The organism is Shimia fortis (assembly GCF_040225985.1).
Classification (GTDB): domain Bacteria; phylum Pseudomonadota; class Alphaproteobacteria; order Rhodobacterales; family Rhodobacteraceae; genus Shimia.
This window is the reverse complement of the sequence record NZ_JBBPEU010000003.1, coordinates 65,977-92,575: the sequence shown is the minus strand read 5'-3', so window position 1 is coordinate 92,575 and position 26,599 is coordinate 65,977. Positions and strand designations below refer to the sequence as shown.

The following is a 26,599-nucleotide window of genomic DNA, read 5'->3' as shown; positions in this document are numbered from 1 at the left end:
GATAAAGCCGGGGATGTGCTTTGTCTTGCAGCCGGAGAGAAAAGACATGAAAGCACGTGTGTACGTGATGCTGAAAAACGGGGTTCTGGATCCGCAGGGCGAGGCCGTGCGCCATGCGCTGGGATCGCTTGGGTTTGACGGCGTGGAAGGCGTGCGCCAGGGCAAGGTGATCGAGCTGGATCTGGCCGAGGGCACCACCGAGGACACCGTGACCGAGATGTGCGAAAAGCTTCTGGCCAATACCGTGATCGAAAGCTACCGCGTGGAGCTGATGTGATGAAGGCGGCGGTCATTGTTTTCCCCGGGTCGAACTGTGACCGCGATCTCGCGGTGGCGTTCGAACGTGCGGGCATGGATGTTACCATGGTGTGGCACAAGGACACCGCGCTGCCGGAAGGTCTGGATATCGTCGGCGTGCCGGGCGGGTTTTCCTTTGGGGATTACCTGCGCTGCGGCGCGATTGCAGCCAATTCGCCGATCTGCAAGTCGCTGAACGCTCATACCGAGCGCGGCGGCTATGCCATCGGCATCTGCAACGGGTTCCAGATCCTGACCGAGACAGGCATCCTGCCGGGGGCGCTGCGTCGCAACGGCGGGCTGAAATACATCTGCCGGACGGTGGGTCTCAAGGTCGAGAATGCCGAAACCGCGTTCACCTCGGGCTATGAGGCGGGGCAGGTGATCGACATTCCGATCGCGCATCACGACGGCAACTATTTCGTGACCGACGAAAAGCTGGCGCAACTGCGCGATGAAGGGCGGATCGCCTTTACCTATACTGACAACCCGAACGGGTCGGTCGCCGATATCGCCGGGGTGATTTCGAAAAACCGCCGTGTTCTCGGGATGATGCCGCACCCCGAGCGGGCCGCGGACGAGGGCCATGGCGGCACCGATGGTGTGGCAATGTTCCGCTCGTTGATGGATCAGTTGGCCACGGCCTGACTTGTGACCCATGCAGGGGCGGCGTAATCTGTCGGCATGAGCGACAAGCTGCCCCTTGATCCGAGATCCGACGACACGTCCGCGCCGCCGAACTGGCGCGCGCGGATCGCGCTTTTGGTGCTGTTCGTGCTGGCGGCGGTTACGATTTGGGTGACGAATTCTTTCCTGACAGACCGGTTTACCCAGAACACGCGCAACCGGGCCGAGCTGCGGCTGGCGCTGTATTCCGGCAACCTTCAGTCCGAATTGCGCCGCAACGCCATCGTGCCGCAACTTTTGGCGCGCGACCCCGCGTTGATCGGGGCGCTGAATTCGGGCGATTTCTCGCAATCGACGGCGCGGCTGATTTCCTTTGTGGACGAGATCGGCGCGGCCTCGCTTATGTTGCTGGATTCCGACGGGCGCACGGTGGCCGCGACCGAGCGTACCAAGCTGGGCTCAAGCCACCGTCAAAGCGCCTTTTTCATTGATGCGCTGCGGTCGAATGAGACCGTGTTTACAGTCGAACGCCACGACACTGGCGCCTATCACTTTACCTATGCCAAGCGGCTGGATTTTCAGGGGCAGGTGATCGGGGTAATTGCGGTTGAGGTGGATTTGCAGAAATTCGAACGGGCGTGGGCCGGGATTTCGGACGCGGTTTTTGTGACCGACAGTTCGGGCACGATCATCCTGACCACCGAACCGCGCTGGCGTGGCCTGACCGAGAGCGAGGCGCTTGCGCGCCAGCCTGCCGACGGCGCGATCGAACGCGCGCTGCAGGCCACCAGCGACTGGACCGCCCTGCCGGCAGATGCCTATATTCAGGGCGAGGGTGTGATGCGCGAGGATGCGCGGATTCCGTTCCGCGGTTGGAGTATGACCTCGTTCACCACCTATGCCAGCGTGCGCGAGCGGGTGAACGCGGTGCTGGCGCTGGAAATCATGGGCTTTGCGATCCTGCTGGCGCTGGGGTTCTACCTGCTCGGGCGCAAGAACGCGCTGCGCATGGCGCTGTTCCAAAGGGAGTCGGCCGGTTTGCGGGCGCTGAACCTGCGCCTTCAGCGCGAGATTGCCGAACGCGAACGGATGCAGGAAAGCCTGGCCGTAGCCGAGCAGTCGCTGGCCCAAAGTTCCAAGCTGGCCGCGCTGGGGGAAATGTCGGCGGCGGTGAGCCACGAGTTGAACCAGCCGCTGGCCGCGATGAAAACCTATCTGGCCGGCGCGCAACTGTTGTTGCAGCGCAACCGTCCGGACGAGGCGCTGTCGTCCTTCCAGCGCATCGACGACCTGATCGAGCGCATGGGGACGATCACCAAGCAGCTGAAATCCTATGCCCGCAAGGGCGGCGACGATTTTGTGCCGGTGGATATGGGGGACGCGCTGGCCTCGGCCCTGTCGATGATGGAGCCGCAACTGCGCCAGCGGCAGGTCAAGATCAGCCGCATCGTGCCAGATGAGACCGTGCGCGTGATGGGCGACCGCGTTCGGGTGGAACAGGTCATCATCAACCTCTTGCGCAACGCACTCGATGCGACGGACGGGCAATCCAACCCCGAGATCGAGATCATTCTGGCCGCGGGCGAAACCGCCACGCTGACCGTGCGCGACAACGGCCCGGGCATCGAAAACCTGGATGATCTGTTTGAACCTTTCTTTACCACCAAGCAGCCCGGCGACGGGGTCGGGCTGGGGCTGGCGATTTCTTCGGGGATTGTCAGCGACCTTGGCGGGCGCCTGACGGCGCGCAACGGGCATGACAGGGGGGCTGTATTCGAAGTTCAGCTTCCTATCTTGAGTGAAGACATTGAAGCAGCGGAGTAAACCGGTATGGCACAGGGTATGAAGATCGCCATCGTGGATGACGAACAGGACATGCGCCAATCCATCAGCCAGTGGTTGGCCCTTTCGGGCTATGACACCGAGACCTTCGCCAGCGCCGAAGATGCGCTCAAGGTGCTTGGGCCGGACTATCCGGGCATCGTGATATCGGACATCAAGATGCCGGGCATGGACGGGATGCAGTTTCTCAAGAAACTGATGGGGTCGGACAGCGCGCTGCCGGTGATCATGATCACCGGGCATGGCGACGTGCCGATGGCGGTCGAAGCGATGCGCGTCGGGGCCTTTGATTTCCTTGAAAAACCCTTCAATCCCGACCGGATGAGCCAGCTTGCCAAGAAGGCCACCGTGGCGCGGCGCATGACGCTGGACAGCCGCGCGTTGCGGCGCGAATTGTCCGATGGCGGCCAGTTGATGAGCAAGCTGATCGGGGCAAGCCCCGCGATGGAGCGTCTGAAAGAAGACATTCTTGATCTGGGACAGGCGGACGGGCATGTCCTGATCGACGGGGAAACCGGTACGGGCAAGACGCTGGTCGCTCATGCGCTGCATGCCGTGGGCAGCCGCGCGGGCAAGAAATTCGTGCTGGTCAGCTGTGGTGCCTTCGAGGAAGATGCCCTTGCCAAACGCCTGTTCGGCCCGATGCTGCCCGAAGACAGCCAGTTGCCCGCCATCGAAGAGGCGCGCGGCGGCACTCTGGTGCTTGAGGATATCGAAACCCTGAGTGACGCGACACAGGCGCGGCTTTTGAACGTGATCAATGAACAAGGCAGTCCCGCCGAAACCCGCATCATCGCGATTTCCAACATGCAGGAACAGGACAAGACCTGTGAGGACGCGCTGCGCCCTGACCTGTATTACCGGCTCGCCGCGCTGAAAATCACCGTGCCGCCGTTGCGCCAGCGGGGCGAGGATATCCTGACGCTGTTTACGCGCCTGAGCGAACAGTTCGCCGATGATTACGGCTGCGAGGCCCCCAAGGTCAGCGCGCAGGAAGCGGCCCAGCTGTTGCAGGCGCCGTGGCCGGGCAATGTGCGCCAGTTGATCAACCTTGCAGAACGAGCCGTGCTGCAAAGCCGTCGGGGCGAGGGCACCATCGCGTCGCTGTTGATGAACGACCACGACGAGATGCAACCGGTGATGACGACCGAGGGCAAGCCGCTCAAGGAATATGTCGAGGCGTTCGAACGGATGCTGATCGACAACACCATGCGCCGCCATCGCGGCTCGATCGCCAGCGTCATGGAGGAACTCTGCCTGCCGCGCCGGACGTTGAACGAAAAGATGGCCAAATACGGGCTGCAGCGGGCGGATTATCTCTGACCCGCCCGTGCGGCCGGGCTTTGGTTGTTAATCCGCAGGGACGGGGGGCGACAGGCTGCCCGCCAGCAACCCGCCGTCGATATTGATTTCCGCACCGGTCATATAGGCGCCATCGTCCGAGGCCAGCATTGCGCAGACCCCCGCGACCTCGTCCACCGTGCCAAAGCGGCGCAGGGGGGTGTCAGCGGTCAGCGCGTCCAAGCGCGCCATCCGTTCTGCGCCGCTGCCCAGCATGGGATCCCACATCGGGGTGAGGATTGCCGCCGGATGCACCGAATTGCAGCGGATCGAGAGACCCTGTTCGGCGCAATACAGCGCGACGGATTTGGTATGGTTGCGGATCGCGGCCTTGGAAGAGGCATATGCCGCCGCGCCGGGAATCCCCACAAGCCCCGAGCGCGATGAGATATTTATGATTGATCCGCGCCCGCGGACCCGCATTGCCCGGATCGCATAGCGACAGCCGAGAAACGTGCCGTCAAGATTGACCGCATGCACCCGTCGCCAATCGGAAAGAGACGCATTTTCAGGGTCTTGTGGAGCAAAGCTATCCTCGAAGCCCGTGATGCCGGCATTGTTGACCAGCACGTCAATCTGGGGATGGGCGGCGGCAAATGCGTCCCAGTCGGCCCCGACCGCCACATCAAGGCGATGGGCGGTGGCGTTGATCTCGTGGGCGATGCTTTCGGCACGGTCGAGGTGCTGGTCGGTCACGATGACCGTGGCGCCCTCATCGGTAAAGCGGCGGGCGATGGCGGCCCCGATGCCGCGACCTGCGCCGGTCACGACGCAAAGTTTGTCTGTCAGACGTGTCATGAAAAATCCTTGAAAACAGAAAAAAGACCCGCCCATCTGGCGGGGGCTGGTGCGTTTACCGGCAATGCCGTGTCACTGGTCCACTGGACTTTCTCCTGTTCGCTGGCATTCAGGATAGGGGGGCAGGTCGCCTGTCGCAAGGGGGCCACGGTGCGCGCGCGACTTTCGACGCCGTGTCAGGACTTGCGCGGCATGTTTTTGCGGCTTTTGCCATTGTAATTTCTTGAATGCTGGTTTTATGTAGGCGTGTGGTGGTCCGTTCTGTGACCACCTTTATGAGTTTCGCTGGCGTGTGACTGGTCGATGGCAACAGCTGCCCGACATCATGCTCCAGACCGATTGGGCCCCAAAAAAGGCCAAAGAGACGCCCGCACCGCCAAGGCGGAGGGCATGTAACAGGCACCGGGTGATGTAAAACCCTGCGTGTCGGAGAAGAAACGCGATGAAGCGCGCGAACACATTGATGGACCGAGCAGAGGCCGTACGCGGCCCCCTTGGCCGCGCGTCTGCCGTCGCCCAGACAAGACACCCCCTGCAACCTCACCTCAACGCCCCCCCGGGGCGTCGTCGGCGATTGCCGGGGTGCACACGGAAAACATGGCTAAGAAAATGCTTATCGATGCCACCCACGCGGAAGAGACCCGCGTTGTGGTGGTCGACGGAAACAAGGTCGAGGAGTTCGATTTTGAATCCGAAAACAAACGCCAGCTGGCTGGCAACATCTATCTCGCAAAGGTAACGCGCGTCGAACCGTCGCTTCAGGCGGCTTTTGTGGATTATGGTGGGAACCGGCATGGATTCCTGGCGTTTTCGGAAATCCATCCCGATTACTATCAGATCCCCGTCGCGGATCGCGAGGCGCTCATGGAAGAAGAGCGCGCCTATGCAGAGGCCATGAAGGCCCGCGACGAAGAAGAAGAAAAAGAAAAGCCAAAACGCCGCCGGTCGCGGTCGCGCAAGCCCAAGACCAAGCAGACCGAAACGCCTGTTGCGGCGGAAGAGGCTGCGGCTGCGGAGCCCCAGATCGAGGGCATGGAGACCATCGACCTTGATGAGTCAGGAGACGACACCGAAGGGCTGTCGCCGATGGAGCTTGTCGCGGAGACGCCTGTCGAAGAACCCGTTGACGAGGCGGAAACGGTCGAGGCGGAAGCGGTTGAGACACAGGATGCCGCGCCCGAAGAGGTGACCGCCGAGGCAGAAGCGCCTGTCGAGCCTGAAGCCGAAAAGGCTTCGGACACAGATGCAGACGCAGAGGCTGTTGAAGCGACTGAAGAGGTTGCAGAACCGGCGGCGGAAAAGACTGTCGCGGAAACAGAAGAGGCCGCTGATACGGCGTCTGACGAGACAGAGTCTGAAAGCACCGACGAAGACCCCGAGACCCCGGGCAAGACCATGGCCATGGCCACGGAAGGCGAAGACCCGACCGTGACGCTGGACCCCGAAACCGGTGAAGAGACCGAAACCGATGGCGAGGTCGCGGCGGCAGAAGACGTGTCCGAGGCCGAGACGGTGGAAGATGCCGCCCCCGAGGCCGAGGTCGACAGCGCCCCAGAAGAAGAGGCTTCGACAGAGCCCGTTGAAGTCACAGAAACGGTGGAAGAGGCAAAAGCCCGGGAAACCGAAGAGGTTGCCGAACCTGTCGAAGAAGACGACACACCCAAACGTTCGGATGCGGCGGAAAAGGACGAGACCATCGAGTCCGTCGCCGATGAGGACGATAGCGAGGATATCCGTCCGCCGCGCAAGCCGCGTCCGCGCCGCTACAAGATCCAAGAGGTCATCAAGGTGCGCCAGATCATGCTGGTGCAGGTGGTCAAGGAAGAACGCGGCAACAAGGGCGCTGCGCTGACCACTTATCTGTCGCTGGCAGGGCGTTACTGCGTCCTGATGCCGAATACCGCGCGCGGTGGCGGGATTTCCCGCAAGATCACCAACGCGGCAGATCGCAAGAAACTCAAGGAAATCGCGAACGAGATCGAGGTGCCCTCGGGCGCGGGTCTGATCATCCGCACGGCCGGTGCAAAACGCACCAAGGCCGAGATCAAGCGCGACTATGAATATCTCCAGCGCATGTGGGAGCAGATCCGTGCCCTGACGCTGAAATCCATCGCGCCTGCCAAGATTTATGAAGAAGGCGATCTGATCAAACGTTCGATCCGCGACCTATATAACCGCGAGATCGACGAGGTTCTGGTCGAAGGCGAACGCGGCTATCGCATTGCCAAGGACTTCATGAAAATGATCATGCCGTCCCATGCGAAGAACGTGAAACAGTATGGCGATCAACTGCCGCTGTTCGCGCGTTATCAGGTGGAAAGCTATCTGTCGTCGATGTTCAACCCGACGGTTCAGCTGAAATCGGGCGGTTATATCGTGATCGGTGTGACCGAGGCGCTTGTCGCCATCGACGTCAACTCGGGCCGGGCCACCAAGGAAGGTTCGATCGAGGAAACCGCGCTCAAGACCAACCTTGAGGCAGCCGAAGAGGTGGCCCGCCAGTTGCGCCTGCGGGATCTCGCCGGTCTGATCGTGATCGACTTTATCGACATGGATGAGCGCAAGAACAACGCCGCCGTCGAAAAGCGCATGAAGGACAAGCTCAAGACCGACCGTGCCCGCATTCAGGTGGGGCGGATCTCGGGCTTTGGCCTGATGGAGATGAGCCGCCAGCGCCTGCGCCCCGGCATGATCGAGGCGACAACCCAGCCGTGCCCGGCCTGCCACGGCACCGGCCTGATCCGCTCGGATGACAACCTTGCGCTGTCGATCCTGCGCCAGATCGAAGAGGAAGGCACACGTCGCCGGTCTCGTGAGGTGTTGGTGAAATGTCCGGTGGCAATTGCCAACTACATCATGAACCAGAAGCGCGAACATGTCGCCCAGATCGAGGCGCGATATGGCCTGTCTGTGCGCATCGAAGGGGACATGCACCTGATCTCGCCCGAGTTCACGCTTGAAAAATTCAAGACCGCAACCCGCAAGGTGGCCGAGCCTGCGGCGCAGGTCGTGTCGGTCGACATGTCCCTGATGGACGAGATCGACGGCGAAGCGGTTGAAGTCGAGGCCGAAGCGGTGGAGACGCCGGACACGGACGAGTCGGACACCAAGCCCAAGAAACGCCGTCGCCGGCGTCGTCGTAGCCGCAGTCGCAGCAGCTACAGCCAGGATGATGCGAACGCATCCGAGAGCAATGGCGAGTCCGAGGAAGAGAACGAGTCGCAATCGTCCGAAGTAGTGACTGAGGCGGATAGTACGGACGACGCGGGCGAAGAGACCGGCAAGAAGAAATCGAGCCGCTCGCGGTCGCGCAGCCGGTCACGCTCGAAAAAGCCGGAAGAGACCCAAGCCGCCGAAGAGACGGCAGGCGATGCAGACGGTCAGACCTCTGCGGACGAGGCTGCACCCGAGGTGGCGGCTGCCGAAGGGGCGGCCCCGGACGAGGCGGATATCGTGGAAGAGGCGACGGAAACCCCTGATGCGGCTGAAACTGCCGAGGAAACTGCGGCGCCCGAAGAGGCGTCTGTAGAGGCCGGGGCCCCTGTAGAGCCTGTGGATGTGGTGGAAAACGGGGCCGATAGCCAGGAGCCCGTGCCCGCCGAAGCACCTGTTGAAGCCGCAGAGCCGGAACAGGAAGAGGTGGCCGAAGTGGTTGAAGAGCCTGCCGCACCGCCCAAGCCCAAGCGCAAGGGCTGGTGGTCAATGGGCCGCTAACCTTCTGGTTTCAGAAAAAAGAACAGGGCTGCGGCGAAAGCTGCGGCCTTTTTCATGTCAGCGTTGGGCTTGTGTGTCCGGAAACGTTTTTGCAGTGCAAAAACGTGCCTGCGGCGCGAGTATTTTTGGCAAGATGAAGGACAGGGGTGACGCCGGGCCGGTCAGGGGCGCTTTTCGACGAGGAAGGTCAGAGTGCCGCCGGCCTCGCTGCTGTCGAGCAGGGTGTGACCGCTTTCGTTGCAGAAATGCGGGACGTCCACAATGGCGGCGGGATCGTCGGCCAACAGGCGAATGCGGTCACCCGCCTCAAGCGCCTTGAGGCGTTTGCGCAATTTCAGAACGGGCAGGGGGCACAACAGGCCAATGGCATCAAGCTCGTGGGTCATGTCCTTCACATATGCGCGATATCGGGGCCTGTCCACAAGGATGTGACACCTCTGCCCCGTGACCTTTCCGGCGCTTTGCCGTAAGTCCCTAGCATGTTTGGAATCGACATCATCGACGCGGGCCTTTTGCCTGCCATGTTCGTGGCGCTGTTTGCCGGGGTTATCTCGTTCCTGAGCCCCTGCGTGTTGCCGATTGTGCCACCCTATCTCGCCTACATGAGCGGGGTCAGCGTGACCGACCTGTCCGAGGGCAAGTCTGGCGGGCGCAAGGCGGTGGTGCCGGCGCTGTTTTTTGTGCTGGGGCTGTCGACCGTGTTCCTGTTCCTGGGCTTTGCGGCCTCGGCGGTGGGCACGCTGTTTCTGGCCTATCAGGGCTGGTTCAACACGGTAGCGGGCGTCATCGTGATGGTTTTTGGCGCGCATTTCATCGGGATCTACCGGATCGGGTTTCTGGATCGCGAGGCTCGCATGGATGTGGGCGACCAGGGCGGCTCGTCTTTCGGGGCCTATATCCTCGGGTTGGCCTTTGCGTTTGGCTGGACGCCCTGCATTGGCCCGCAACTGGGGGCGATCCTGTCGCTGGCGGCGGGCGAAGCGTCCGTGGCGCGCGGCACTTTGCTGCTGGCGGTCTATGCCGCGGGACTCGGCATTCCGTTCCTGCTGGTCGCGGCCTTCCTGCCGCGCATGGGCGGGGTAATGGGCTGGATGAAGCGCCATATGGAACAGATTGAGCGGGTGATGGGCCTTTTGCTGTGGACCATCGGGTTGTTGATGCTGACCGGCGGGTTCTCGGCCTTTTCCTACTGGCTTTTGGAGACCTTCCCGGCGCTCGCCACGCTTGGTTGATTGCCGTAACAGCCAATATCTTGAAAAGCGCGCCAAATCTGGCGCGCTTTTGTCTTACTTCGGACCAAAAGGGCGAGTAACCTGCCTGCAAGACGAGGTAAGCAGATGGGCCAAGGCGCAGAAAAACAGGTGCAGCGCAGGCGGGTGTTCTACATCCCCGGCTATGACCCCATTCACCCGCGCCGCTATCGCGAGCTCTATCGCAAAGAGGGCGCGGCGCAGGCGCGTATTTCCGGCTATGAGATCGATCTGACCCCCAAACAGACCAAGGGGCGGTATGGCTGGTATGTGACCGGCCATATAGACGGCACCGTGACCGAGGCCGATTTCGAGGTGCTGGTCTGGTCCGACATCGTGCGCGACAGCATGGAACAGGGCATTGCGGGAACCTACCTGCAACTTGTCCGCACCGCCTGGGCCTATATCGGTTCGGGCGCCTTGTGGCGTCTGATGCGGCTGCGCAAGGGGCCGGTGATTGCGGCACTGTATCCCGTGGTGTTCCTGTTGGTGCAATTGCTGATCGCGATGATCTCGGCCTACGGGATCGGGCAGTTGCTGGCCATGACCCTGCCGGACTGGACCGCGTGGGTGGGGGTGGTGATGGTGCCGCTGGTTCTGAACTGGTTTCGCAAACGCGATGGCAAGTTCTTTGCCTATTACCTGATGCATGACTATGCCTATTCCGCACAATCCAAAGGCGCCAACCCGCCCGAGCTTGAGACGCGGTTGTCTGAATTTGCCGATGTGATCGCCGAGGCCCTTCAGGGTGACGTGGACGAGGTTCTGGTGGTCGGCCATTCCTCGGGTGCGCATCTGGGTGTGTCAATCTTGGCCGATCTGCTGCGCGCGGGCCGGGTGCCGGCGGACGGGCCGGCGCTGGGATTCCTGTCGCTGGGGCAGGTGGTGCCGATGGTGTCGTTCCTGCCCAAGGCCGGTCGTTTGCGGCAGGACCTGCATGACCTGTGCCAGCGGGACGAGATCGCATGGGTGGACATCACCGCGCCCGGTGATGGCTGCGCCTTTGCGTTGTGTGATCCGGTCAGCGTGTCCGGGGTTGCGCCCGAAGCGGGCAAACGCTGGCCACTGGTGGTGTCGGCGGCCTTTACCCAGACCCTCAGTCCCGAACGCTGGAAAGAGCTGCGCTGGCGGTTCTTCCGGCTACATTTTCAATATCTCTGCGCATTTGACCGGCCCGGCGACTATGATTATTTCCAGATCACCGCAGGTCCGCGCACGCTGGCGGCGCGTTACGCGGGGCGCAGCCCGTCGAAAAGCCGGATCGAAAAGCCGGTCAACAAGTTCACGGGGAGGGCGCTGTGAGCGATCTGCCCCCCAAACCGGCCTCGCGTCCCGACAAGGTTTCGCTGCTGAAATATGCACGCCTGTTCCGGCAGGATATCCTGTCAGCACAGCCTGCGCGTCTGTATCGGGCATGGATGGCCGAATTCCGCACGCCGTTTTTTCGCTCTTACCTGTTGAACCAGCCCGAGCTTGTGAAAACTGTGCTGAAAGACCGGCCCGACGACTTTCCGAAAAGCAGCCGGATCAGCGAGGGCCTGCGCCCGCTCTTGGGCAATTCGGTGTTTCTGACCAATGGTGCGGTGTGGAAACAGCAACGGCGGATCATTGACCCGGCCTTTGAGGGGGGGCGTCTGCGCGACACGTTTCCGGCGATGTGGCAGGCTTCTGAAGCGATGGTGGCGCGTTTGGGTCACAGGGTCGGAGAGACCGTCGAAATTGAGGAAGAAACCAGCCACGCGGCGGCGGACGTGATCTTTCGCACGCTGTTTTCGATCCCGATCGAACACGAGGTTGCGGGCAAGGTGTTTTCGGAGTTCCGTGACTATCAACGCACACAGCCGATCCTGAATGTGGGCGCGTTCCTGCCCCTGCCACGTTGGGTGCCACGGTTTCACAAACGCCGCACAAGGCAGGCCGCGGCGTCGATCCGGGGGCTGATTGCGCAGCTGACCGAGGCGCGCATGGCCGAGATCATGGCAGGCACCGCGCCGGATGATCTGGCCACCAAGATCATGACCACGCGCGATCCTGAAACGGGCGAGACGTTTTCGACCTCGGACATGGTGGATCAGGTGGCCATTTTCTTTCTGGCCGGACACGAGACCAGTGCCTCGGCGCTGGCCTGGACCCTGTATCTGGTGGCGCGCTATCCCGAATGGCAGGACCGGATCGCCGAAGAGGCGCAGGCGCTGGAAGGGTGTGACTTCTCGGTGATGGGCAAGCTGCGGATCAGCCGCGACGTGTTCCGCGAGGCGCTGCGCCTTTACCCGCCGGTGCCGATGATGGTGCGCCAGAACAGCTGTCCCGAACAGTTCCGCGAACGTGACATCCGGCCGGGCAGCCAGATGGTGTTGTCGCCCTGGCATCTGCACCGGCATGAACGGCTGTGGGACAATCCTGACGGGTTTGATCCGGACCGGTTCGCCACCGAGAACGGCAAAACCTGTCTGCGCGAGGCCTATATGCCGTTTTCAAGCGGCCCGCGTGTGTGTACCGGTGCCGGGTTTGCGATGGTCGAGGGGCCGTTGATCCTGTCGATGCTGTTGAAACATTATCGGGTCGAAGCCGTGGGGCCTGCGCCCGTGCCTGTGGCGTATCTGACGGTACGCTCAAAGGACGGGATATTCCTGCGCCTGACGAAAAGGTGAGGTGAGGGGCGCTGCCCCTCTTGACGCCGGGGGCGTCAATTCACCCCGAGGTATTTGACCCAAGAAAAAGGCTGGCCGTGGTTATTCGGCGCTAAGGTCGTGCCACCAGACACCGGGCAGCCATTCCACCCCGTCGCCGTAGATGGGCAGGGTGTCGGGGAATTTCAGGTCGCTCTTATGGGCGATGCGGCCCACGGCATAGGTCCAGATCGGAATCACGTAGCGCCCCGTGGTCAGGGCGCGGTCCAGCGCATGGGCGGCGGTTTCAAAGGCGTCGGGGCTTTCGGCACGGGTCAGGCGGGTGATCATGGCATCCACTGCGGGTGATGCGATGCCCATCAGGTTGCGCGAGCCTTCCTGTGCGGCGGCGGCACTGCCCCAATAGAGCGCCTGTTCATTGCCGGGGCTGAGCGACAGCGCGCGCCGGAAATCGGTCATGTCGAAGTTGAAATCGTTGAGGCGCTGGTTGTACTGGGCGTTGTCCACCGTGGTGACGGTGACAAAGATGCCGAGTTTTTCCAGAGATTTTCGGTAGATATCGACAATTGCCTGATCCTGTTTGTCGCCCTGGCGCAGCAGGATTTCAAACGTGAAAGGTTGACCGTCGGGGGCGTGCATGACGCCGTTCTGCACCTCGAATCCGGCGGCGTCGAGAAGCTGCATTGCCTTGCGCATGTTGCGCCGGTTGCGGGCGCTGCCGTCTGATGCAGGCAACTCATACGCCGCCAGAACATCCGTAGAGAGGCTGTCGGCATAAGGAATAAGCAGGGCCGCGACCTCTTTCGGGGCGGGACCGGACGACATGGCAAGGTAAGAGCCCGAGAAGTATGAATTAATGCGCGGCTGGCGTCCGCCGGTCAGGGTGTCGGCGATGAATTCATAGTTGAACGCATGGATCAGCGCGTCGCGCACGCGGATATCGTCGAACGGCGCACGCCGCGTGTTCATGGCCAGCCCGGTCATGCCCGAGGGTTTCTGGTGCGGAATTTCCGATTTCACGATCTCGCCCGAGGTCACGGCGGGAAAGTCATAGCGTGCGGCCCAGGCCTCGGCGTTGAATTCGCGGTAGTAGCTGAGCGCGCCGGCCTTGAACGCTTCGAACATGACATCGCCGTCCCCGTAGAAGTCGATACGGATCTCGTCGAGATTGGCAATGCCCTGCCGCAGGGGCAGATCCTTGGCCCAGTAGTCGGGATTGCGGCGCAGGGTGACATGGCGTCCGGCCTCGAAGTCTGCCACCGTATAGGGCGCGGTGCCGATGGGAATATCGTTCAACGTGGCGGCGGTGATGTCTTTGCCGTCCCATTGCGCCTTTTTCAGGATCGGCCGCAGTCCCGCGATCAGCGCCAATTCGCGGTCAGGCGTATTGAAGGTGAGGCGCACGCTGCGCGGTCCGGTCTGTTCGATCCGGTCGACCTTGGACCAGAACCCGAGATAGCGGGGGTGGCCGCGCGTGCCGAGAACCTCGTAAGACCAGATCACATCCGCGACTGTGACCGGCGTACCGTCCGAGAATCGGGCCTCTTCACGCAGGGTGAATTCAACCCATTCGCGGTTCGGTCCGGTCTCGACCGATTCGGCCAGAAGCCCGTAAAGGGTGAAAGGTTCGTCCCAGTTTCTCCCCATAAGGGATTCATAGGCAAGGTGGCGCAACTGCCATGGCACCGTCCCTTTCAGCACGAACGGATTGAGCGAATCGAAGCCGCCGGTGTTGCCGGTGACGATTTTGCCACCCTTGGGAGCGTCGGGGTTGGCATAGGGGAGAGACACAAAATCCTGTGGTAGGGCAGGGTCCCCATACATAGCGATGCCATGTTTTGGTTCTGACGACACGAAGGAAGCCCACGAAATAAGGCTGATCACGGTCAATGCCCGGGCCACGGGGCGGAAACATACTGGTCGCATGGTGAGAACAATCCTGCACTGCCTTGTTTTTATTGGGGCCAAGCTAACGGGGGATTCAAGCCTTATCAAACTTTTAGCTTGGACTCTCGGCGTCGGAACGCTTATAAAGGTGTCACTGCTCGATAGGTTTCTTGCCTGTATGAAACCTGCCTCAATGACTATACCCCGGCCTTGCGCCGGGGTTTTTTTTGCTTTGGCGACAGGTGGGTAAGAATACGTAACAGGGTCAGAAACCCCTTATTTTGCTGATGCAGCATGATATGGTGCGCGGGACTCGGACATAGAAGGAAAGTCTCATGACACTGGCAGGTAAATCCGCAATCATCACCGGTTCGAACTCGGGAATCGGGTTGGGAATCGCGCGCGAACTGGCCCGCGCGGGGGCGAATGTGGTGTTGAACTCTTTCACCGACCGCGACGAAGACCACGCGCTGGCGGCGTCGATCGCACAGGAATTCAATGTCGAGGCCCAATATGTAAAGGCCGACATGTCCGATGGCGAGGAATGCCGCGATCTGATCGCCAAGGCAGGGGGCTGTGATATCCTTGTGAACAATGCAGGGATCCAGCACGTGGCCCCGATTGACGAGTTCCCGGTCGAGAAATGGGATGCCATCATCGCGATCAACATGAATTCGGTCTTTCACACCACGGCGGCGGCGCTGCCGGTGATGCGTGAACGCGGCTGGGGCCGGATTGTGAATATCGCTTCGGCCCACGGGCTGACCGCGTCGCCCTACAAGGCGGCCTATATCGCGGCCAAGCACGGCGTGGTCGGCATGTCGAAAACCGTGGCGCTGGAGACCGCCCAAGAGCCGATCACCTGCAATGCGATCTGTCCGGGCTATGTGCTGACCCCGCTGGTCGAGGCGCAGATCCCTGACACAATGCGGGAATACAATATGTCTCGGGACGAGGTGGTCAAGAACGTGATGCTGACCCGTCAGCCTTCGAAAGAGTTTGCAACGGTGGAACAGCTGGGCGGCACAACCGTGTTCCTGTGTTCGGACGCAGCGGCGCAGATCACCGGCACCACGATCAGCGTGGATGGCGGCTGGACCGCGCTGTAAGCCGATCCTGTCCAGTCAGGCGTGGGGGGCAACCCCCACACCCCCGGAGGCACCTTTAGAAAGATGAAGTCCATGGCGTGCAAGAAGATCAATCTGGCCTTGCAGGGCGGCGGCGCGCATGGCGCCTTTACCTGGGGGGCGCTTGAGGTGTTGCTGGCCGATCCGGATATCGAGATTGCAGGCATGTCGGGCACCTCGGCGGGGGCACTGAACGGGGCGGCGGTCAAGTCCGGCATGATCGAGGCCGGGCGGGCGGGTGCGCTTGAAAACCTCGAGGCGCTGTGGCGGCGCATGGGCGCGGTGGGTGATCTGCATCTTGTGAACTGGCTGACGGGATTGGGGCCGGGGGCAGTGGCCCGCGCGATGGAATATTCGTTGCCCTATTCGGTGGGCGAAACCGTGTCGCGGATGATGTCGCCCTATGTCTACGGGCCGTTCTATCGTAATCCCCTGCGGCCCGTAGTCGAGGCGTTCAACTTTGGCGATGTCTGTTCCGAACAGGGCCCGCGCCTGTTCATCTGTGCCACCAATGTGCGCACGGGCAAGGCGCGGGTGTTTACACGCGAAGAGATCACGACCGATGTGATCCTGGCCTCGGCCTGTTTGCCCACCCTGTTCCAGGCGGTCGAGATTGCAGACCCCGAGACCGGCGAGACAGATGCCTATTGGGACGGGGGCTATACCGGAAATCCGGCGCTGTTTCCCTTGTATGACAAGGGGTTGCCGGACGATATTGTTATTATCAACCTGAACCCGATCGAACGCGCCGAAAAGCCCGTGACCCCGCAGCAGATTCAGAGCCGGATCAACGAGATCAGCTTTAACGCAGCACTACTGGGGGAATTGCGGGCAATTTCCTTTGTGCAGCGTTTGATCGAACGTGGCGCGCTGGCTGAGGGCGAGATGAAGCACGTCAAAGTGCATATGATCTCGGATGACGCGCTGATGAATGATCTTTCGGTGGCCACCAAGACCGTGCCGACGCCCTATATCCTGAACGAGTTGAAAAAGGCCGGGCGTGTGGCGGCAGAGACATTTCTTGCCAAGCACAAGGATGACCTTGGCACGCGCAGCAGCGTGGATCTGCAAGCGACCTTTGGCTGAGGATCAGTCTTCGTCCAGCGGCAGAGACGGGTCTTTGGGGTTGGGATAGACCAGACCGGCCGAGATCACCAGTTTGGCCGCGTCCTCGATCGTCATGTCCAGCTCCATGATGTCCTCTTTGGGAAAGAACAGCAGGAACCCCGAGGTCGGGTTGGGCGTCGTCGGGATAAAGACGCCCATCAGGCGATCACCGGTCTGGGCCTTCTGGTCCACCTCGCCTTTGGCGTCGGTCGAGATAAAGCCGATCGCCCAGATTCCCTTGCGTGGGTATTCGATCAGGCAGGCCTTTTCAAAGGTGCGTTCTGTCTGGGCAAAGACCGTTTCGGCGATCTGTTTCACCCCGGAATAGATCGACCGCACCACCGGCATCCGCAAGACAAGGCTCTCGGCGAAATTGATCATCGACCGGCCGATCAGACCCTTGGCAATCCAGCCCACCATGATGGTGAAAACAAGGAAGAATACTACGCCAAGGCCGCGCAGGTTGATGTCGACATATTGTTCGGGCTGGAAGGCGTCAGGCACCAGTGGCAACACCACGTTGTCGAACCATCCGATGATGGTCCAGACCAGCCAGACCGTCATGCTGACCGGTGCAATCACGACAATACCCGTCAGGAACGACGCGCGCAGGCTGGCGAACAGGCCGGGTTTGCGGGGCGGGGGCAGGTCTTCGTCGAAAGGCGTGGTCATGTAACGTCCATGAGAGTTTAAACGTTACCTAGGTATATCCTGTGTGCGGTGCAAGCACGCTGTGGCGTTTTTGACGTTATTTGGCAGGGGGCGCAAGCTGGGCGGAAATCTCTGCTGCAATTTCCGCCGCCAGCCGCGCATTGTTCAGCACAAGGGCGATATTCGCCTCAAGCGAGCGGCCCTCTGTCAGCTCAAAAATGCGCGACAGCAGGAAGGGCGTCACGCCCTTGCCGGTGATTCCCTGTGCGGTGGCCTCGGTCGTGGCCTGCGCGATGATCGGGGCCAGCGTGTCGGCGGGAATATCCGCCGTCTGCGGAATGGGATTGGCCACCAATTGCCCACCGGGCAGGCCAAGCTCGGCGCGCAACAGATGCGCGCGGGCGATCTCGGACGGGGTGTCCATGCGCAGGGGCGCGGCCAGGTCCGAGGTGGCGGACCAGAAGGCCGGAAAGCTGTCTTGACCATAGGCGATGACCGGCACGCCGCCGGTTTCCAGCACTTCGAGCGTTTTGGGAATGTCGAGAATGGCCTTGGCACCGGCGGCCACGACCGTGACGGCGGTCTGGGCCAGTTCGGTCAGGTCGGCAGAGATGTCAAAACTGTTTTCCGCGCCCTTGTGCACCCCGCCAATGCCGCCGGTGGCAAAGACGTGAATGCCGGCCATGCGGGCCGCGATCATGGTGGCGGCAACCGTGGTGGCCCCCGTGCCACCCTGCGCCATGCAGACGGCCAGATCGGCGCGCGACAGTTTCGCCGCATCGGGCGTCTGGGCCAGCTGTTCCAGCTGTGCCCCGGTCAGGCCCGCATACAGCGTGCCGTCGATCACGGCGATGGTTGCGGGGGTGGCCCCGCCCGCGCGGATCACGCCCTCGACCTTGCGGGCCATTTCAAGGTTCTGGGGCCATGGCATCCCGTGGGTGATGATCGTGCTTTCCAGCGCGACCACGGGGCGTCCTTGGGCCAGCGCGTCCGAGACTTCGGGGGCAAGGGTGATCAGGCTCATTTCGCGTCTCCTCCCGAGACATAGGTGGCGGCGGCGTGCAGGGCCCGCGACAGGGCCTCGGAGCGGTCGCATCCGGCGGCTTCGGCGGCAATATGCGCGGCCATGAACGTATCGCCTGCGCCGGTCACACGGGTCACAAGAACCGAAGGCGGGGTTTGGGTCAGAACGCCGTCGAGGCTGGCGTCGCTGGCCGAGGCGCCGCCATCCGTCACCAGCGCCCGCTTGGCCCCGCGCGCCAGAAGGCCCGACGCGGCCTCGTCCGAGGTGGAAAACGTGGTCTGGCACAAGAGACCGGCTTCTTCGAGGTTCACATAAAGCACGGCGCGGTCGTGGGTCAGAAAGGGCATCAGCCGCGTGGCCTTGCCCGGGCTGGCCGGCGCGACGCGCAGGTCGGCGTCGGCGAAAAGGGAACTGCGCGCAATGCTTTCCAACAGGGCCTGTGTCAGGTTGCCGTCCAGCGCGATGAACCCGCGGTAGGGGGCCTTGGCGCTGCCCAAGACGCCGTTCTGCAAGGGGCGCAGGATCTTGTCGCCCGCAGCTTCAAGCGAATGCGCATCAGCAATTGCGGCAATCAGACCGTTGGCGCCTTCGACGGCCATGTACTGGTCCGTGGGCAGGTCTTCGGACCGATAGACATGGTCCGTCACCATCCCGAGTGCCTGACAGGCATTCATCAATTCATGGCCTGCGGGGTCCTGTCCGATAGCGGTCAGCAACCCGGGGCGCAGCCCGAACCGGGCCAGTGTCATGGCGATGTTCATCGCCACGCCGCCCGGCAGGCGGGTGATCCGTCCGGGCACGTCCGAGCCCTGCCGCATATGCGCGGGCGATCGGCCGATCACGTCCCAGAGGACGGACCCGATACAGAGAATGTCGGGATCATGTGTCATGCAGGATTTGTCGCCCTTTGCGCGGGTCTTGGCAAGCGTTGAGGTGCGCCGGGGCAATCCCGGCTTATGCAAAGGCCGCGCGGAATTCGGCCAGTTGCGCAACCGGGTCTTCGGTGTTCCAGATTTCCTCGCCAATGCCGAAAAAGTCGGTGAAGGGCGACAAGGCGCGGATGATGTCTATGTCCAGCGCACCCTCTGCCACAACCGGCACCTCGATCATCTCGGACCACCACTGGAACAGATCCCGTTCGGCCACGGTGCCGTCGCCCAGCGGCGTGTTGCCTACGGGTCCGAAGGAAATATAGTCACAGCCCAGTTCGCCAGCGGTCATGCCGTCATGGGACGAGGCTCCGCAGAAGGCCCCGACAATGGCATCATCGCCCAGATCCTTGCGGGTCTTGCGGACCGACCGCGCGCCGTCGGTCAGGTGCACGCCGTCCAGACCCAGACGTTCGGACAGGACGATATGTTCGGAAATCACGATGGCCACGTCGCGCGCGATACAGGTTTCGCGCAGCACATCGGCGGCACGGCTGATACGGTCTTCGTCACGGGTGGCCAGCGCAAGCCGCACGCAGGCGATGTCATGCGCGTCCAACACGCGGCCCAACTGGTCGGGGAAGCGGCTGAGTTCGATCTCGGGCGGGGTGATGAGATAGATCTGGGGCAGCTCGGTTTCGGCCATCTTCGGGCTCCTTCATGGGGTATGTCGCGCCGCTATAGCGTGGATTTTCGCGCTTGGCTACTTTGTCCGTCGCGATGCGGAAATTCAAGGGCGCGGTCGCGGGGGGGGCGCTGCAAGGGCTGTGCGAAACCACAGGTTTTTCACAAAGACCGGGGGCTTTGCCTTGTGTTTTGCGGGGGGTAGGGCGATATGGGCGGGCAGAGTGACTTGATGGAGTGGCCGATGCCCAGTGGAAACCCGCAACCCGCCTTTGTTCTCGTGCGCCCGCAGATGGGCGAGAATATCGGAGGCGCGGCGCGTGCAATGTGGAATTTCGGACTGGACCGGATGCGGATCGTCGACCCGCGCGACGGCTGGCCGAACCAGAAAGCGATTGCCATGGCTTCGGGCGCGGGGCGCTTGCTGGACGAGGCGCTGCTGACCGAGAGCGTCGAAGACGCGCTGGAAGACTGCCACTATGTGTTTGCGACCACGGCACGGGCGCGCGGCCTGACCAAGCCCGTGGTCACGCCCGAACGCGCGATGGAAATTACCCGCGAGAAAATCGCCGCAGGCGAAAAGGTCGCCGTTCTGTTCGGGCCGGAACGTGCGGGCCTTGAGAATGAGGATATCGCCAAGGCCAACGCGATCATCAACGTACCGGTCAATCCGGAATTTGCCTCGCTGAACCTTGCGCAATGCGTGTTGCTGACCGCCTATGAATGGCGTCGTCAGTCGGTCGAGGTCACGCCCGAACGGGTGGACATGGCCAAGACAGAATGGGCCAGCCAGAAAGAGATGGAAGCCCTCACCACGCATTATGAAGAGCGTCTGGAAGAGGCCGGGTTCTTCTTTCCTGCCGAGAAGGCCGAGGGCATGAAGCTTAACCTGCGTAACATGTGGTCGCGAATGCCGCTCACACGCGCGGACGTACAGATGCTGCACGGGGTTTTGCGGCAAATGGTGCGTTGGAAAGAGCGCAGCGACCAATAACGTCGCAGGCGCTTGAAGGCGGGCAGGGGGCGCTCTACTCTCACCCGAAACTCTTTTCCGGACATGGTGCAAGGGACAAACATGAGCCAGAAACGCAGCATCTTTGAAGAGGTGGGCGACAGCCCTGCCAAGGACCAGCCCAGAGCCGCCGTGGGTGGCATTGACAAAGGGCAGCGCGGAGCGCGCCGGGGACTCCGGGCGTGGCTGATGGTGCTGTTTGCCATGGTCGTGGTGATGATCGTCGTGGGCGGCCTGACCCGTCTGACCGACAGCGGCCTGTCGATCACCGAATGGCGCCCCGTGACCGGCGCCATCCCCCCGATGAACGAGGCCGACTGGCAATCGGAATTCGACAAATACAAGCAGATCGACCAATGGGAAATCGAGAACCAGTGGATGACGCTGGACGATTTCAAATACATCTACTGGTGGGAGTGGGGACACCGCCAGATCGGCCGCGTGATCGGCCTTGTCTGGGCACTTGGCTTTGCGGGCTTTGCGATTGCGGGGAAAATTCCGACCGGTTGGACCAGCCGCCTGTTCCTGATTGGGGCGCTTGGCGGGGTGCAGGGCGCCGTCGGCTGGTGGATGGTGGCCTCGGGCGTGACCTCGGGCGAAGGGGTCACGACGGTGGCTTCGTACCGACTGGCGACCCATCTGGGGCTGGCCTTTGTCATTCTGGGCTTTATCGCGTGGTACGTGTTCCTGTTGGGCCGGGAAGAACGCGACCTGATGCAGGCGCGCCGGGGCAAGGAAGACAAGCTGTTCTCGCTCTCGACCGGATTGCTGCACGCGACCTTCGTACAGATTCTGTTGGGCGCGCTGGTGGCAGGCATTGACGCGGGACGGTCCTATACCGATTGGCCTCTGATGGGCGGGCAGGTCATCCCCCCGGATCCGTTCCTGATCGAACCCGTGTGGAAGAACTTCTTTGAAAATCCGGGGCTGGTGCAGTTCATTCACCGGGTCTGGGGCTATCTTCTGGTCGCCTTTGCCGTGGTGGTCTGGCTGCGCGGGCGCAAGTCGGCCCATGCAGCGACGCGCTTTGCCTTCAACGCGGTGATGGCGTCGATCGCGATCCAGCTTCTGATGGGTATCGGCACGGTGCTTTATGCCGCGCAGGTGCACATCGCGATCACCCATCAGATCGTCGCGATCCTTGTCTGGGTTCTGGTCCTGCGGGCGCGGTTCCTGTCGCATTTTCCGCAGACCCAATCCATTCGGAAAGGATAACCCATGGCGGCCTATGATGATTTGATGGCGTTCCAGCACACGACCGAGGCACTGGGGCAGGTGGCGGGTCGGCTGGGATGGGACCAGGAAACCGTGATGCCGCGCGGCGCCGCGCCCCAGCGGGCCGAGGAAATGGCCGCCATGGAAAGCGTGCTGCACGCCCGCAGGACCGATCCGCGCATCGGCGAGTGGCTGGCGCAGATCGACGATGCCACGCTGGACGCGGTTGGACAGGCGCAGATGCGTTTGATCCGCAAAAGTTATGCCCGCAGCCTGAAAGTGCCCGCCGACCTGGCCGCCGAGATCGCCCGTGTCACCAGCCGCGCACAAGGCCAGTGGGCCACGGCGCGCGCGGCCGAGGATGTCGCGGCCTTTCTGCCGGTGCTGGACGAAGTGGTTCGCCTGAAACGGCAGGAAGGGCAGGCGCTGGCCGAGGGTGGCGATGTCTATGACGCCATGATCGACGATTACGAACCGGACATGACGGCGACCGAGTTGCAGGCCATGTTCGACGCCATGCGCCCGCGTCTGGTGGCGCTGCGCGCGGCGGTTTTGGACCAACCCACGCCCGCACGGCTGAGCGGGACATTCCCGGCGGACAAGCAGATGAAGCTGACCCGCAAGCTGGCCCGCGTCTTTGGCTATGACATGTCCATGGGCCGGATCGACAAAGCGGTGCATCCGTTTTCCTCGGGGTCGGCGCATGACGTGCGCATCACTACCCGCACCAGCGAAGACGACCCGTTCAACTGTTTCTATTCAACGATCCACGAAGTCGGGCATGGCTGTTACGAACAGGGTATTGATGACGCCTATGCGTTGACCCCGCTGGGGCGTGGCGTGTCCATGGGCGTGCATGAAAGCCAAAGCCGCATCTATGAAAACCAACTGGGCCGCAGCCGCGCCTTTACAGGCTGGCTGTTTGGGGAAATGCAGGCGGCATTCGGCGACATCGGGGTGGCCGATGCCGATGCGTTCTACAAAACGGTGAACGCGGTGCATAACGGCTATATCCGCACCGAGGCCGACGAGGTGCAGTATAACCTGCACATCATGTTGCGCTTTGACCTTGAGCGTGCGCTGATGGGTGGGGACCTTGCCGTGGGCGATCTCGAGGCGGCGTGGAACGACCGGTTCAAGGCCGATTTCGGCTATGAGGTGGACAAGCCTTCGAATGGCTGTTTGCAGGATGTGCACTGGTCCGTGGGGCTGTTCGGCTATTTCCCGACTTATTCACTTGGCAATGTCTATGCGGGCTGTCTGCATGCGGCGCTGCGCAAGGCCGTGCCGGATCTGGATACCGATCTTGCCAAGGGCAAGACCGGTGCTGCCACAGAATGGTTGCGCGAGAACCTGCAACGCCATGGCGGGCTGCGCACCCCTGACGAAACCATCCGGCAGGCCAGCGGCATGGAGCCCGGGCCCGAGCCTCTCTTGACCTATCTCGAAGAAAAGTTCGCCGACCTGTACGGGATCTGAAAAAAGGGATGAGGGGCGCTGCCCCTCTTGGCCTTCGGCCAATTCACCCCGGAGTATTTTCACCAAGGTGAAGATCAGGTGCCGCAGAAAGTTGCACGGACGCGTTCGGCCTCGGCTGGGGGGCGGCGCAGATCGGCGATCTCGGCATTGTCGTCAAACGGCGCGGCCAGGGCCGCCATCAGGCGCGAAAACGGCGCCATGTCGCCAGTGACGGCCGCCGCGATCATCTCTTCGATGCGGTGGTTGCGCGGGATCAGCACAGGGTTCGCAGTGCGCATGACCTCTTGCGGGGCGTCTTCACGTTCTAGGCGCGTCTGCCACTTGGCGAACCACGGGTCGAAGGCATCGCGGTCAGTGAACTGGTCGCGGGCTGTGCCGGTCGTGAGGGCGGCGAAGGTGTTGGTGAAATCCGCGCCCTGTTCCATCATCATCTGCAACAGGTCGGTGGCCAGCGCGTCATCTTCCGGCTGTGGGTGCACGATGCCGATTTTGCGCAACAATGTGCCGGTCCACATGTCTTGAAGAAGCGCCGGCATCTCGTGGATGATGCCGGTAAAGCGGGTCACTGCGGCGTCGGCATCCGGCATCAGCGGCACCAGTGCCGTGGCCAGTTGGGCCATGTTCCACACAATGATATCGGCCTGCGCAGCATAGGCATAACGCCCGCTACGGTCGATTGAGGAAAACACCGTCATCGGGTGATAGGCATCCATGAAGGCGCAGGGTCCATAGTCGATGGTTTCGCCCGAGATCGCGCAGTTGTCGGTGTTCATCACCCCATGAATAAAGCCGACGGACATCCACTGCGTGACAAGCGCGGCCTGCCGCCTCACAACCGCCTGCAGAAATTCGCCCGGATCCCGGGTCTCGGGAAAATGACGTGCCACGGCATGGTCGAACAGGGCGCGCAGCCCTTCGATGTCCTGTCGCGCGGCCAGCACCTGGAAGGTGCCAACACGGATGTGGCTGCTGGCAACACGGGTCAGAACCGCGCCCGGCAATTCCGTTTCGCGCCGGATTGTTTCACCGGTTGCGACCGCCGCAAGGGCGCGGGTCGTGGGAATGCCAAGGGCATGCATCGCTTCGCTGACCACGAATTCCCGCAGCACCGGTCCAATCCAGGCGCGTCCGTCGCCATTGCGCGAATAGGGCGTGCGCCCCGAGCCTTTCAATTGCAGATCAAACCCCGCGACCTCGCCCAGAAGCACCGCGCGCCCGTCGCCCAGTTGAGGGTTCCAGTGCCCGAACTGGTGCCCGGCGTAAAGCTGTGCCAAAGGATCGGCCCCGTCGGGCACGGTATTGCCGCCGAACACGCGGGCCAGTTCGTCAATATCCTCGGTGCCGGTGATGCCCAGTTCGCGCGCCAGCGGATGGTTGAACGCCAGAAGCTCGGGCGCGGCCACGGGCACCGGCGCCACCCGCGCAAACAGCCGGTCTGGCAGGCGTGCATAACTGTTGTCAAAGGGGATCTGCAGGGCCATGGGGCAACTCACAATTCGCGTGTCATCAGCATGTAGGGGTCACGTGCGCGAAAACCAGTCTTGGCATAGAGCCGTTGTCCGGCGCTGTTGTCCCGATCCACTTCAAGATGCAGCGCCTTGACCCCCGCCTCGGCCAGTGCCTTGGGCAGGGTGATCAGTACCTCGGTCGCAATGCCGCGGCCGCGCACGGCGGGGCGGATGAACAGCTCGTCCACAAAGGCGTCCATGCCGCCGAACTCTACCGACCAGCCGAAAGTGATCACGATATAGCCGATGGGCGCGCGGGTCGGCCCGATCAGGTATACCGCCCCAAGGGGTGACCCTTCCAGCAAGGGCATCAGCGCCGCGCGCCGCTGGTCCTCGGTCCGGGATATGCCCTCTGCCGCGTGAAACGCGGCAACCAGGGGCAAAAGCCGTTCGATATTCTCGGGACGGGCGAGGTGCAGGGCTGCGCTCATAGCCGGGCCAGCCGCTCGGTCAGAAGGTCGAAGAATCCGTCAGCATCCACATCCCCGATGAACAGGGCATTGGGCGTGCGATCGGTCACGCCCCACCAGTCCGCAACCGTCATGCCCAGCGTCAGTTCCGAGCGGGTTTCGATCTCGACATTGATATGACGGCCTGAAAACAGGTCGGGCCGGATCAGATAGGCGGTGACGCAGGGGTCGTGCAGCGGCGCCCCGGCGCTGCCGTATTTTTCCTTGTCAAAGCGTTCGAAGAAATCGGTCATCTCGGCCACCGCGATCCCGACGCGCGTGCCCAAGGCCCGGAAGGCATCGTTGCGCGGCGTTGTGACGAGCGCCTTGTGGGTCACGTCCAGCGGCATCACCACGATCGGTGCGCCCGAGGAAAACACGATATGGGCGGCCTGCGGATCGACATAGATGTTGAACTCGGCGGCGGGGGTAATGTTGCCCACTTCGAAATAAGCGCCACCCATCAGGATGATTTCCTGAACCTTTCCCACGATATCCGGCGCTTTCTCAAACGCCATCGCGATATTGGTCAGGGGCCCAAGCGGACAAAGGGTGACGGAGCCAGCCTCATGCGCGCGCAGGGTGTCGATGATGAAATCCACCGCGTGTTGCTTTTGCAGGGGCATCACCGGATCGGGCAGGTCCGGCCCGTCCAGCCCTGTCTTGCCATGCACATGTTCGGCCGTGACCAGATCGCGTCCCAGCGGGCGATCACATCCGGCAAAGACCTTTACATCAGCTTTGCCGGCCAACTCACAGACAATACGCGTATTTTTCTGCGTCAGGGGTAGGGGCACATTGCCCGCCACCGCAGTGATGCCCAGAACCTCGATCTCGTCGGGGCTGGCCAGTGCCAGAAGAATGGCAACGGCATCGTCCTGTCCGGGATCCGTGTCGATGATGATTTTTCGCGCGGCCATGCGGCACCTTTCCTGTCCGTGTCTGCCCGCGACTTTGGCCACAGACGACACGTCTTGTCCACGCCCCTCGGCAAAAATCGGCACATGTGCTTTTTCTTGGCCAAATACCTCGGAGCGCGAGGCAGCGCCTCGCACAGCGCGCCTGCGCGCTTTCATGAAAAAGGCGCC

23 protein-coding genes are annotated in these 26,599 nt (G+C 62.1%); 13 read left to right on the top strand and 10 right to left on the bottom strand.

Going from position 1 to position 26,599, the window contains the following annotated elements:
* Positions 1-46 precede the first annotated feature (46 nt).
* From purS to WNE31_RS06975, 4 genes are read left to right on the top strand one after another with little or no spacing between them, the layout of a single operon-like run.
* Entirely contained in the window at positions 47-277 is a 231-nt protein-coding gene (gene purS, locus WNE31_RS06990) for a phosphoribosylformylglycinamidine synthase subunit PurS (RefSeq protein WP_255106572.1), read from the top strand.
* On the top strand, positions 277-945 hold the full coding sequence (purQ, locus tag WNE31_RS06985) for a phosphoribosylformylglycinamidine synthase subunit PurQ (RefSeq protein ID WP_349978998.1): 669 nt from the start codon (positions 277-279) through the stop codon (positions 943-945). Before purS ends, purQ begins: the two co-directional genes overlap by 1 nt.
* Positions 946-981: 36 nt before the next feature.
* A complete protein-coding gene (locus tag WNE31_RS06980; RefSeq protein WP_349978997.1) occupies positions 982-2,748 on the top strand; it encodes a sensor histidine kinase in 1,767 nt (588 codons plus the stop codon).
* 6 nt (positions 2,749-2,754) lie between these two features.
* A complete protein-coding gene (locus tag WNE31_RS06975) occupies positions 2,755-4,089 on the top strand; it encodes a sigma-54-dependent transcriptional regulator (RefSeq protein WP_349978996.1) in 1,335 nt (444 codons plus the stop codon).
* Positions 4,090-4,116: 27 nt separating this feature from the next.
* Here the strand turns inward: WNE31_RS06975 and WNE31_RS06970 are convergent, their stop codons facing one another.
* Entirely contained in the window at positions 4,117-4,905 is a 789-nt protein-coding gene (locus tag WNE31_RS06970) for an SDR family NAD(P)-dependent oxidoreductase (RefSeq protein ID WP_349978995.1), read from the bottom strand.
* A gap of 597 nt (positions 4,906-5,502) precedes the next feature.
* On the opposite strand from WNE31_RS06970, the gene WNE31_RS06965 reads away from it, so the two are divergent.
* Positions 5,503-8,619, top strand: coding sequence for an Rne/Rng family ribonuclease (locus WNE31_RS06965; protein ID WP_463407422.1), 3,117 nt, complete (start codon positions 5,503-5,505; stop codon positions 8,617-8,619).
* A gap of 161 nt (positions 8,620-8,780) precedes the next feature.
* On the opposite strand, the gene WNE31_RS06960 is transcribed toward WNE31_RS06965, so the two are convergent.
* Complete coding sequence (locus WNE31_RS06960) at positions 8,781-9,005, bottom strand: sulfurtransferase TusA family protein (RefSeq protein ID WP_349978993.1); 225 nt, start codon at positions 9,003-9,005, stop codon at positions 8,781-8,783.
* 93 nt (positions 9,006-9,098) lie between these two features.
* Between WNE31_RS06960 and WNE31_RS06955 the strand changes: the two genes are divergently transcribed.
* The 3 genes from WNE31_RS06955 (at position 9,099) to WNE31_RS06945 (ending at position 12,520) form a co-directional block, all read left to right on the top strand.
* Positions 9,099-9,851: a cytochrome c biogenesis CcdA family protein gene (locus WNE31_RS06955; protein ID WP_349978992.1), complete on the top strand. Its 753-nt coding sequence runs from the start codon at positions 9,099-9,101 to the stop codon at positions 9,849-9,851.
* Between the two features lie 105 nt (positions 9,852-9,956).
* On the top strand, positions 9,957-11,171 hold the full coding sequence (locus WNE31_RS06950; RefSeq protein ID WP_349978991.1) for a hypothetical protein: 1,215 nt from the start codon (positions 9,957-9,959) through the stop codon (positions 11,169-11,171).
* A complete protein-coding gene (locus WNE31_RS06945) occupies positions 11,168-12,520 on the top strand; it encodes a cytochrome P450 (protein WP_349978990.1) in 1,353 nt (450 codons plus the stop codon). The genes WNE31_RS06950 and WNE31_RS06945 overlap by 4 nt, the downstream gene beginning before the upstream one ends.
* Positions 12,521-12,601: 81 nt before the next feature.
* Here WNE31_RS06945 and WNE31_RS06940 read toward each other — a convergent pair whose 3' ends face one another.
* Positions 12,602-14,425 carry an extracellular solute-binding protein gene (locus WNE31_RS06940; protein ID WP_349978989.1) on the bottom strand — a complete coding sequence of 608 codons (1,824 nt, stop codon included), beginning with the start codon at positions 14,423-14,425 and terminating at the stop codon, positions 12,602-12,604.
* Between the two features lie 296 nt (positions 14,426-14,721).
* Between WNE31_RS06940 and WNE31_RS06935 the strand changes: the two genes are divergently transcribed.
* Together WNE31_RS06935 and WNE31_RS06930 are read left to right on the top strand one after the other, a co-directional pair.
* Positions 14,722-15,495, top strand: a complete 774-nt coding sequence (locus WNE31_RS06935) for a 3-hydroxybutyrate dehydrogenase (RefSeq protein ID WP_349978988.1) — start codon at positions 14,722-14,724, stop codon at positions 15,493-15,495.
* Positions 15,496-15,567: 72 nt separating this feature from the next.
* The gene (locus tag WNE31_RS06930; RefSeq protein ID WP_349978987.1) at positions 15,568-16,599 is read left to right on the top strand and encodes a patatin-like phospholipase family protein; all 1,032 of its coding nucleotides are present in this window, start codon (positions 15,568-15,570) and stop codon (positions 16,597-16,599) included.
* A 3-nt stretch (positions 16,600-16,602) separates the two neighbouring features.
* Here WNE31_RS06930 and WNE31_RS06925 read toward each other — a convergent pair whose 3' ends face one another.
* The 4 genes from WNE31_RS06925 to WNE31_RS06910 all read right to left on the bottom strand — a co-directional run bounded on the left by WNE31_RS06925 (position 16,603) and on the right by WNE31_RS06910 (position 19,870).
* Complete coding sequence (locus WNE31_RS06925) at positions 16,603-17,292, bottom strand: DUF502 domain-containing protein (protein WP_349978986.1); 690 nt, start codon at positions 17,290-17,292, stop codon at positions 16,603-16,605.
* Between the two features lie 76 nt (positions 17,293-17,368).
* Entirely contained in the window at positions 17,369-18,295 is a 927-nt protein-coding gene (locus WNE31_RS06920; RefSeq protein WP_349978985.1) for a pseudouridine-5'-phosphate glycosidase, read from the bottom strand.
* Positions 18,292-19,185 (bottom strand): PfkB family carbohydrate kinase, encoded by an 894-nt coding sequence (locus WNE31_RS06915; RefSeq protein ID WP_349978984.1) that lies wholly within the window; start codon positions 19,183-19,185, stop codon positions 18,292-18,294. The genes WNE31_RS06920 and WNE31_RS06915 overlap by 4 nt, the downstream gene beginning before the upstream one ends.
* A 64-nt stretch (positions 19,186-19,249) precedes the next feature.
* Positions 19,250-19,870: a thiamine phosphate synthase gene (locus WNE31_RS06910; protein WP_349978983.1), complete on the bottom strand. Its 621-nt coding sequence runs from the start codon at positions 19,868-19,870 to the stop codon at positions 19,250-19,252.
* 222 nt (positions 19,871-20,092) lie between these two features.
* Here WNE31_RS06910 and WNE31_RS06905 point away from each other — a divergent pair, with 222 nt between their 5' ends.
* The 3 genes from WNE31_RS06905 (at position 20,093) to WNE31_RS06895 (ending at position 23,554) form a co-directional block, all read left to right on the top strand.
* Complete coding sequence (locus WNE31_RS06905) at positions 20,093-20,842, top strand: RNA methyltransferase (RefSeq protein ID WP_349978982.1); 750 nt, start codon at positions 20,093-20,095, stop codon at positions 20,840-20,842.
* Positions 20,843-20,923: 81 nt separating this feature from the next.
* The gene (gene ctaA / locus WNE31_RS06900; protein ID WP_349978981.1) at positions 20,924-22,075 is read left to right on the top strand and encodes a heme A synthase; all 1,152 of its coding nucleotides are present in this window, start codon (positions 20,924-20,926) and stop codon (positions 22,073-22,075) included.
* A 3-nt stretch (positions 22,076-22,078) separates the two neighbouring features.
* Positions 22,079-23,554 carry a carboxypeptidase M32 gene (locus WNE31_RS06895; RefSeq protein ID WP_349978980.1) on the top strand — a complete coding sequence of 492 codons (1,476 nt, stop codon included), beginning with the start codon at positions 22,079-22,081 and terminating at the stop codon, positions 23,552-23,554.
* Between the two features lie 74 nt (positions 23,555-23,628).
* On the opposite strand, the gene WNE31_RS06890 is transcribed toward WNE31_RS06895, so the two are convergent.
* The 3 genes from WNE31_RS06890 to WNE31_RS06880 are packed head-to-tail and all read right to left on the bottom strand — an operon-like array spanning position 23,629 to position 26,431.
* Positions 23,629-25,035, bottom strand: a complete 1,407-nt coding sequence (locus WNE31_RS06890) for a protein adenylyltransferase SelO (protein ID WP_349978979.1) — start codon at positions 25,033-25,035, stop codon at positions 23,629-23,631.
* A gap of 8 nt (positions 25,036-25,043) precedes the next feature.
* Entirely contained in the window at positions 25,044-25,493 is a 450-nt protein-coding gene (locus WNE31_RS06885; RefSeq protein ID WP_349978978.1) for a GNAT family N-acetyltransferase, read from the bottom strand.
* Positions 25,490-26,431: a nucleoside hydrolase gene (locus WNE31_RS06880; RefSeq protein ID WP_349978977.1), complete on the bottom strand. Its 942-nt coding sequence runs from the start codon at positions 26,429-26,431 to the stop codon at positions 25,490-25,492. The genes WNE31_RS06885 and WNE31_RS06880 overlap by 4 nt, the downstream gene beginning before the upstream one ends.
* Positions 26,432-26,599 lie beyond the last annotated feature (168 nt).

What these genes read in the sequence shown, in the direction of transcription:
- purS (WP_255106572.1), top strand. Translation starts at nt 47, where the DNA reads ATGAAAGCACGTGTGTACGTGATGCTGAAAAACGGGGTTCTGGATCCG.
- purQ (WP_349978998.1), top strand. Translation starts at nt 277, where the DNA reads ATGAAGGCGGCGGTCATTGTTTTCCCCGGGTCGAACTGTGACCGCGAT.
- WNE31_RS06980 (WP_349978997.1), top strand. Translation starts at nt 982, where the DNA reads ATGAGCGACAAGCTGCCCCTTGATCCGAGATCCGACGACACGTCCGCG.
- WNE31_RS06975 (WP_349978996.1), top strand. Translation starts at nt 2,755, where the DNA reads ATGGCACAGGGTATGAAGATCGCCATCGTGGATGACGAACAGGACATG.
- WNE31_RS06970 (WP_349978995.1), bottom strand. Translation starts at nt 4,905, where the DNA reads ATGACACGTCTGACAGACAAACTTTGCGTCGTGACCGGCGCAGGTCGC.
- WNE31_RS06965 (WP_463407422.1), top strand. Translation starts at nt 5,503, where the DNA reads ATGGCTAAGAAAATGCTTATCGATGCCACCCACGCGGAAGAGACCCGC.
- WNE31_RS06960 (WP_349978993.1), bottom strand. Translation starts at nt 9,005, where the DNA reads ATGACCCACGAGCTTGATGCCATTGGCCTGTTGTGCCCCCTGCCCGTT.
- WNE31_RS06955 (WP_349978992.1), top strand. Translation starts at nt 9,099, where the DNA reads ATGTTTGGAATCGACATCATCGACGCGGGCCTTTTGCCTGCCATGTTC.
- WNE31_RS06950 (WP_349978991.1), top strand. Translation starts at nt 9,957, where the DNA reads ATGGGCCAAGGCGCAGAAAAACAGGTGCAGCGCAGGCGGGTGTTCTAC.
- WNE31_RS06940 (WP_349978989.1), bottom strand. Translation starts at nt 14,425, where the DNA reads ATGCGACCAGTATGTTTCCGCCCCGTGGCCCGGGCATTGACCGTGATC.
- WNE31_RS06935 (WP_349978988.1), top strand. Translation starts at nt 14,722, where the DNA reads ATGACACTGGCAGGTAAATCCGCAATCATCACCGGTTCGAACTCGGGA.
- WNE31_RS06930 (WP_349978987.1), top strand. Translation starts at nt 15,568, where the DNA reads ATGGCGTGCAAGAAGATCAATCTGGCCTTGCAGGGCGGCGGCGCGCAT.
- WNE31_RS06925 (WP_349978986.1), bottom strand. Translation starts at nt 17,292, where the DNA reads ATGACCACGCCTTTCGACGAAGACCTGCCCCCGCCCCGCAAACCCGGC.
- WNE31_RS06920 (WP_349978985.1), bottom strand. Translation starts at nt 18,295, where the DNA reads ATGAGCCTGATCACCCTTGCCCCCGAAGTCTCGGACGCGCTGGCCCAA.
- WNE31_RS06915 (WP_349978984.1), bottom strand. Translation starts at nt 19,185, where the DNA reads ATGACACATGATCCCGACATTCTCTGTATCGGGTCCGTCCTCTGGGAC.
- WNE31_RS06910 (WP_349978983.1), bottom strand. Translation starts at nt 19,870, where the DNA reads ATGGCCGAAACCGAGCTGCCCCAGATCTATCTCATCACCCCGCCCGAG.
- WNE31_RS06905 (WP_349978982.1), top strand. Translation starts at nt 20,093, where the DNA reads ATGCCCAGTGGAAACCCGCAACCCGCCTTTGTTCTCGTGCGCCCGCAG.
- ctaA (WP_349978981.1), top strand. Translation starts at nt 20,924, where the DNA reads ATGAGCCAGAAACGCAGCATCTTTGAAGAGGTGGGCGACAGCCCTGCC.
- WNE31_RS06895 (WP_349978980.1), top strand. Translation starts at nt 22,079, where the DNA reads ATGGCGGCCTATGATGATTTGATGGCGTTCCAGCACACGACCGAGGCA.
- WNE31_RS06890 (WP_349978979.1), bottom strand. Translation starts at nt 25,035, where the DNA reads ATGGCCCTGCAGATCCCCTTTGACAACAGTTATGCACGCCTGCCAGAC.
- WNE31_RS06885 (WP_349978978.1), bottom strand. Translation starts at nt 25,493, where the DNA reads ATGAGCGCAGCCCTGCACCTCGCCCGTCCCGAGAATATCGAACGGCTT.
- WNE31_RS06880 (WP_349978977.1), bottom strand. Translation starts at nt 26,431, where the DNA reads ATGGCCGCGCGAAAAATCATCATCGACACGGATCCCGGACAGGACGAT.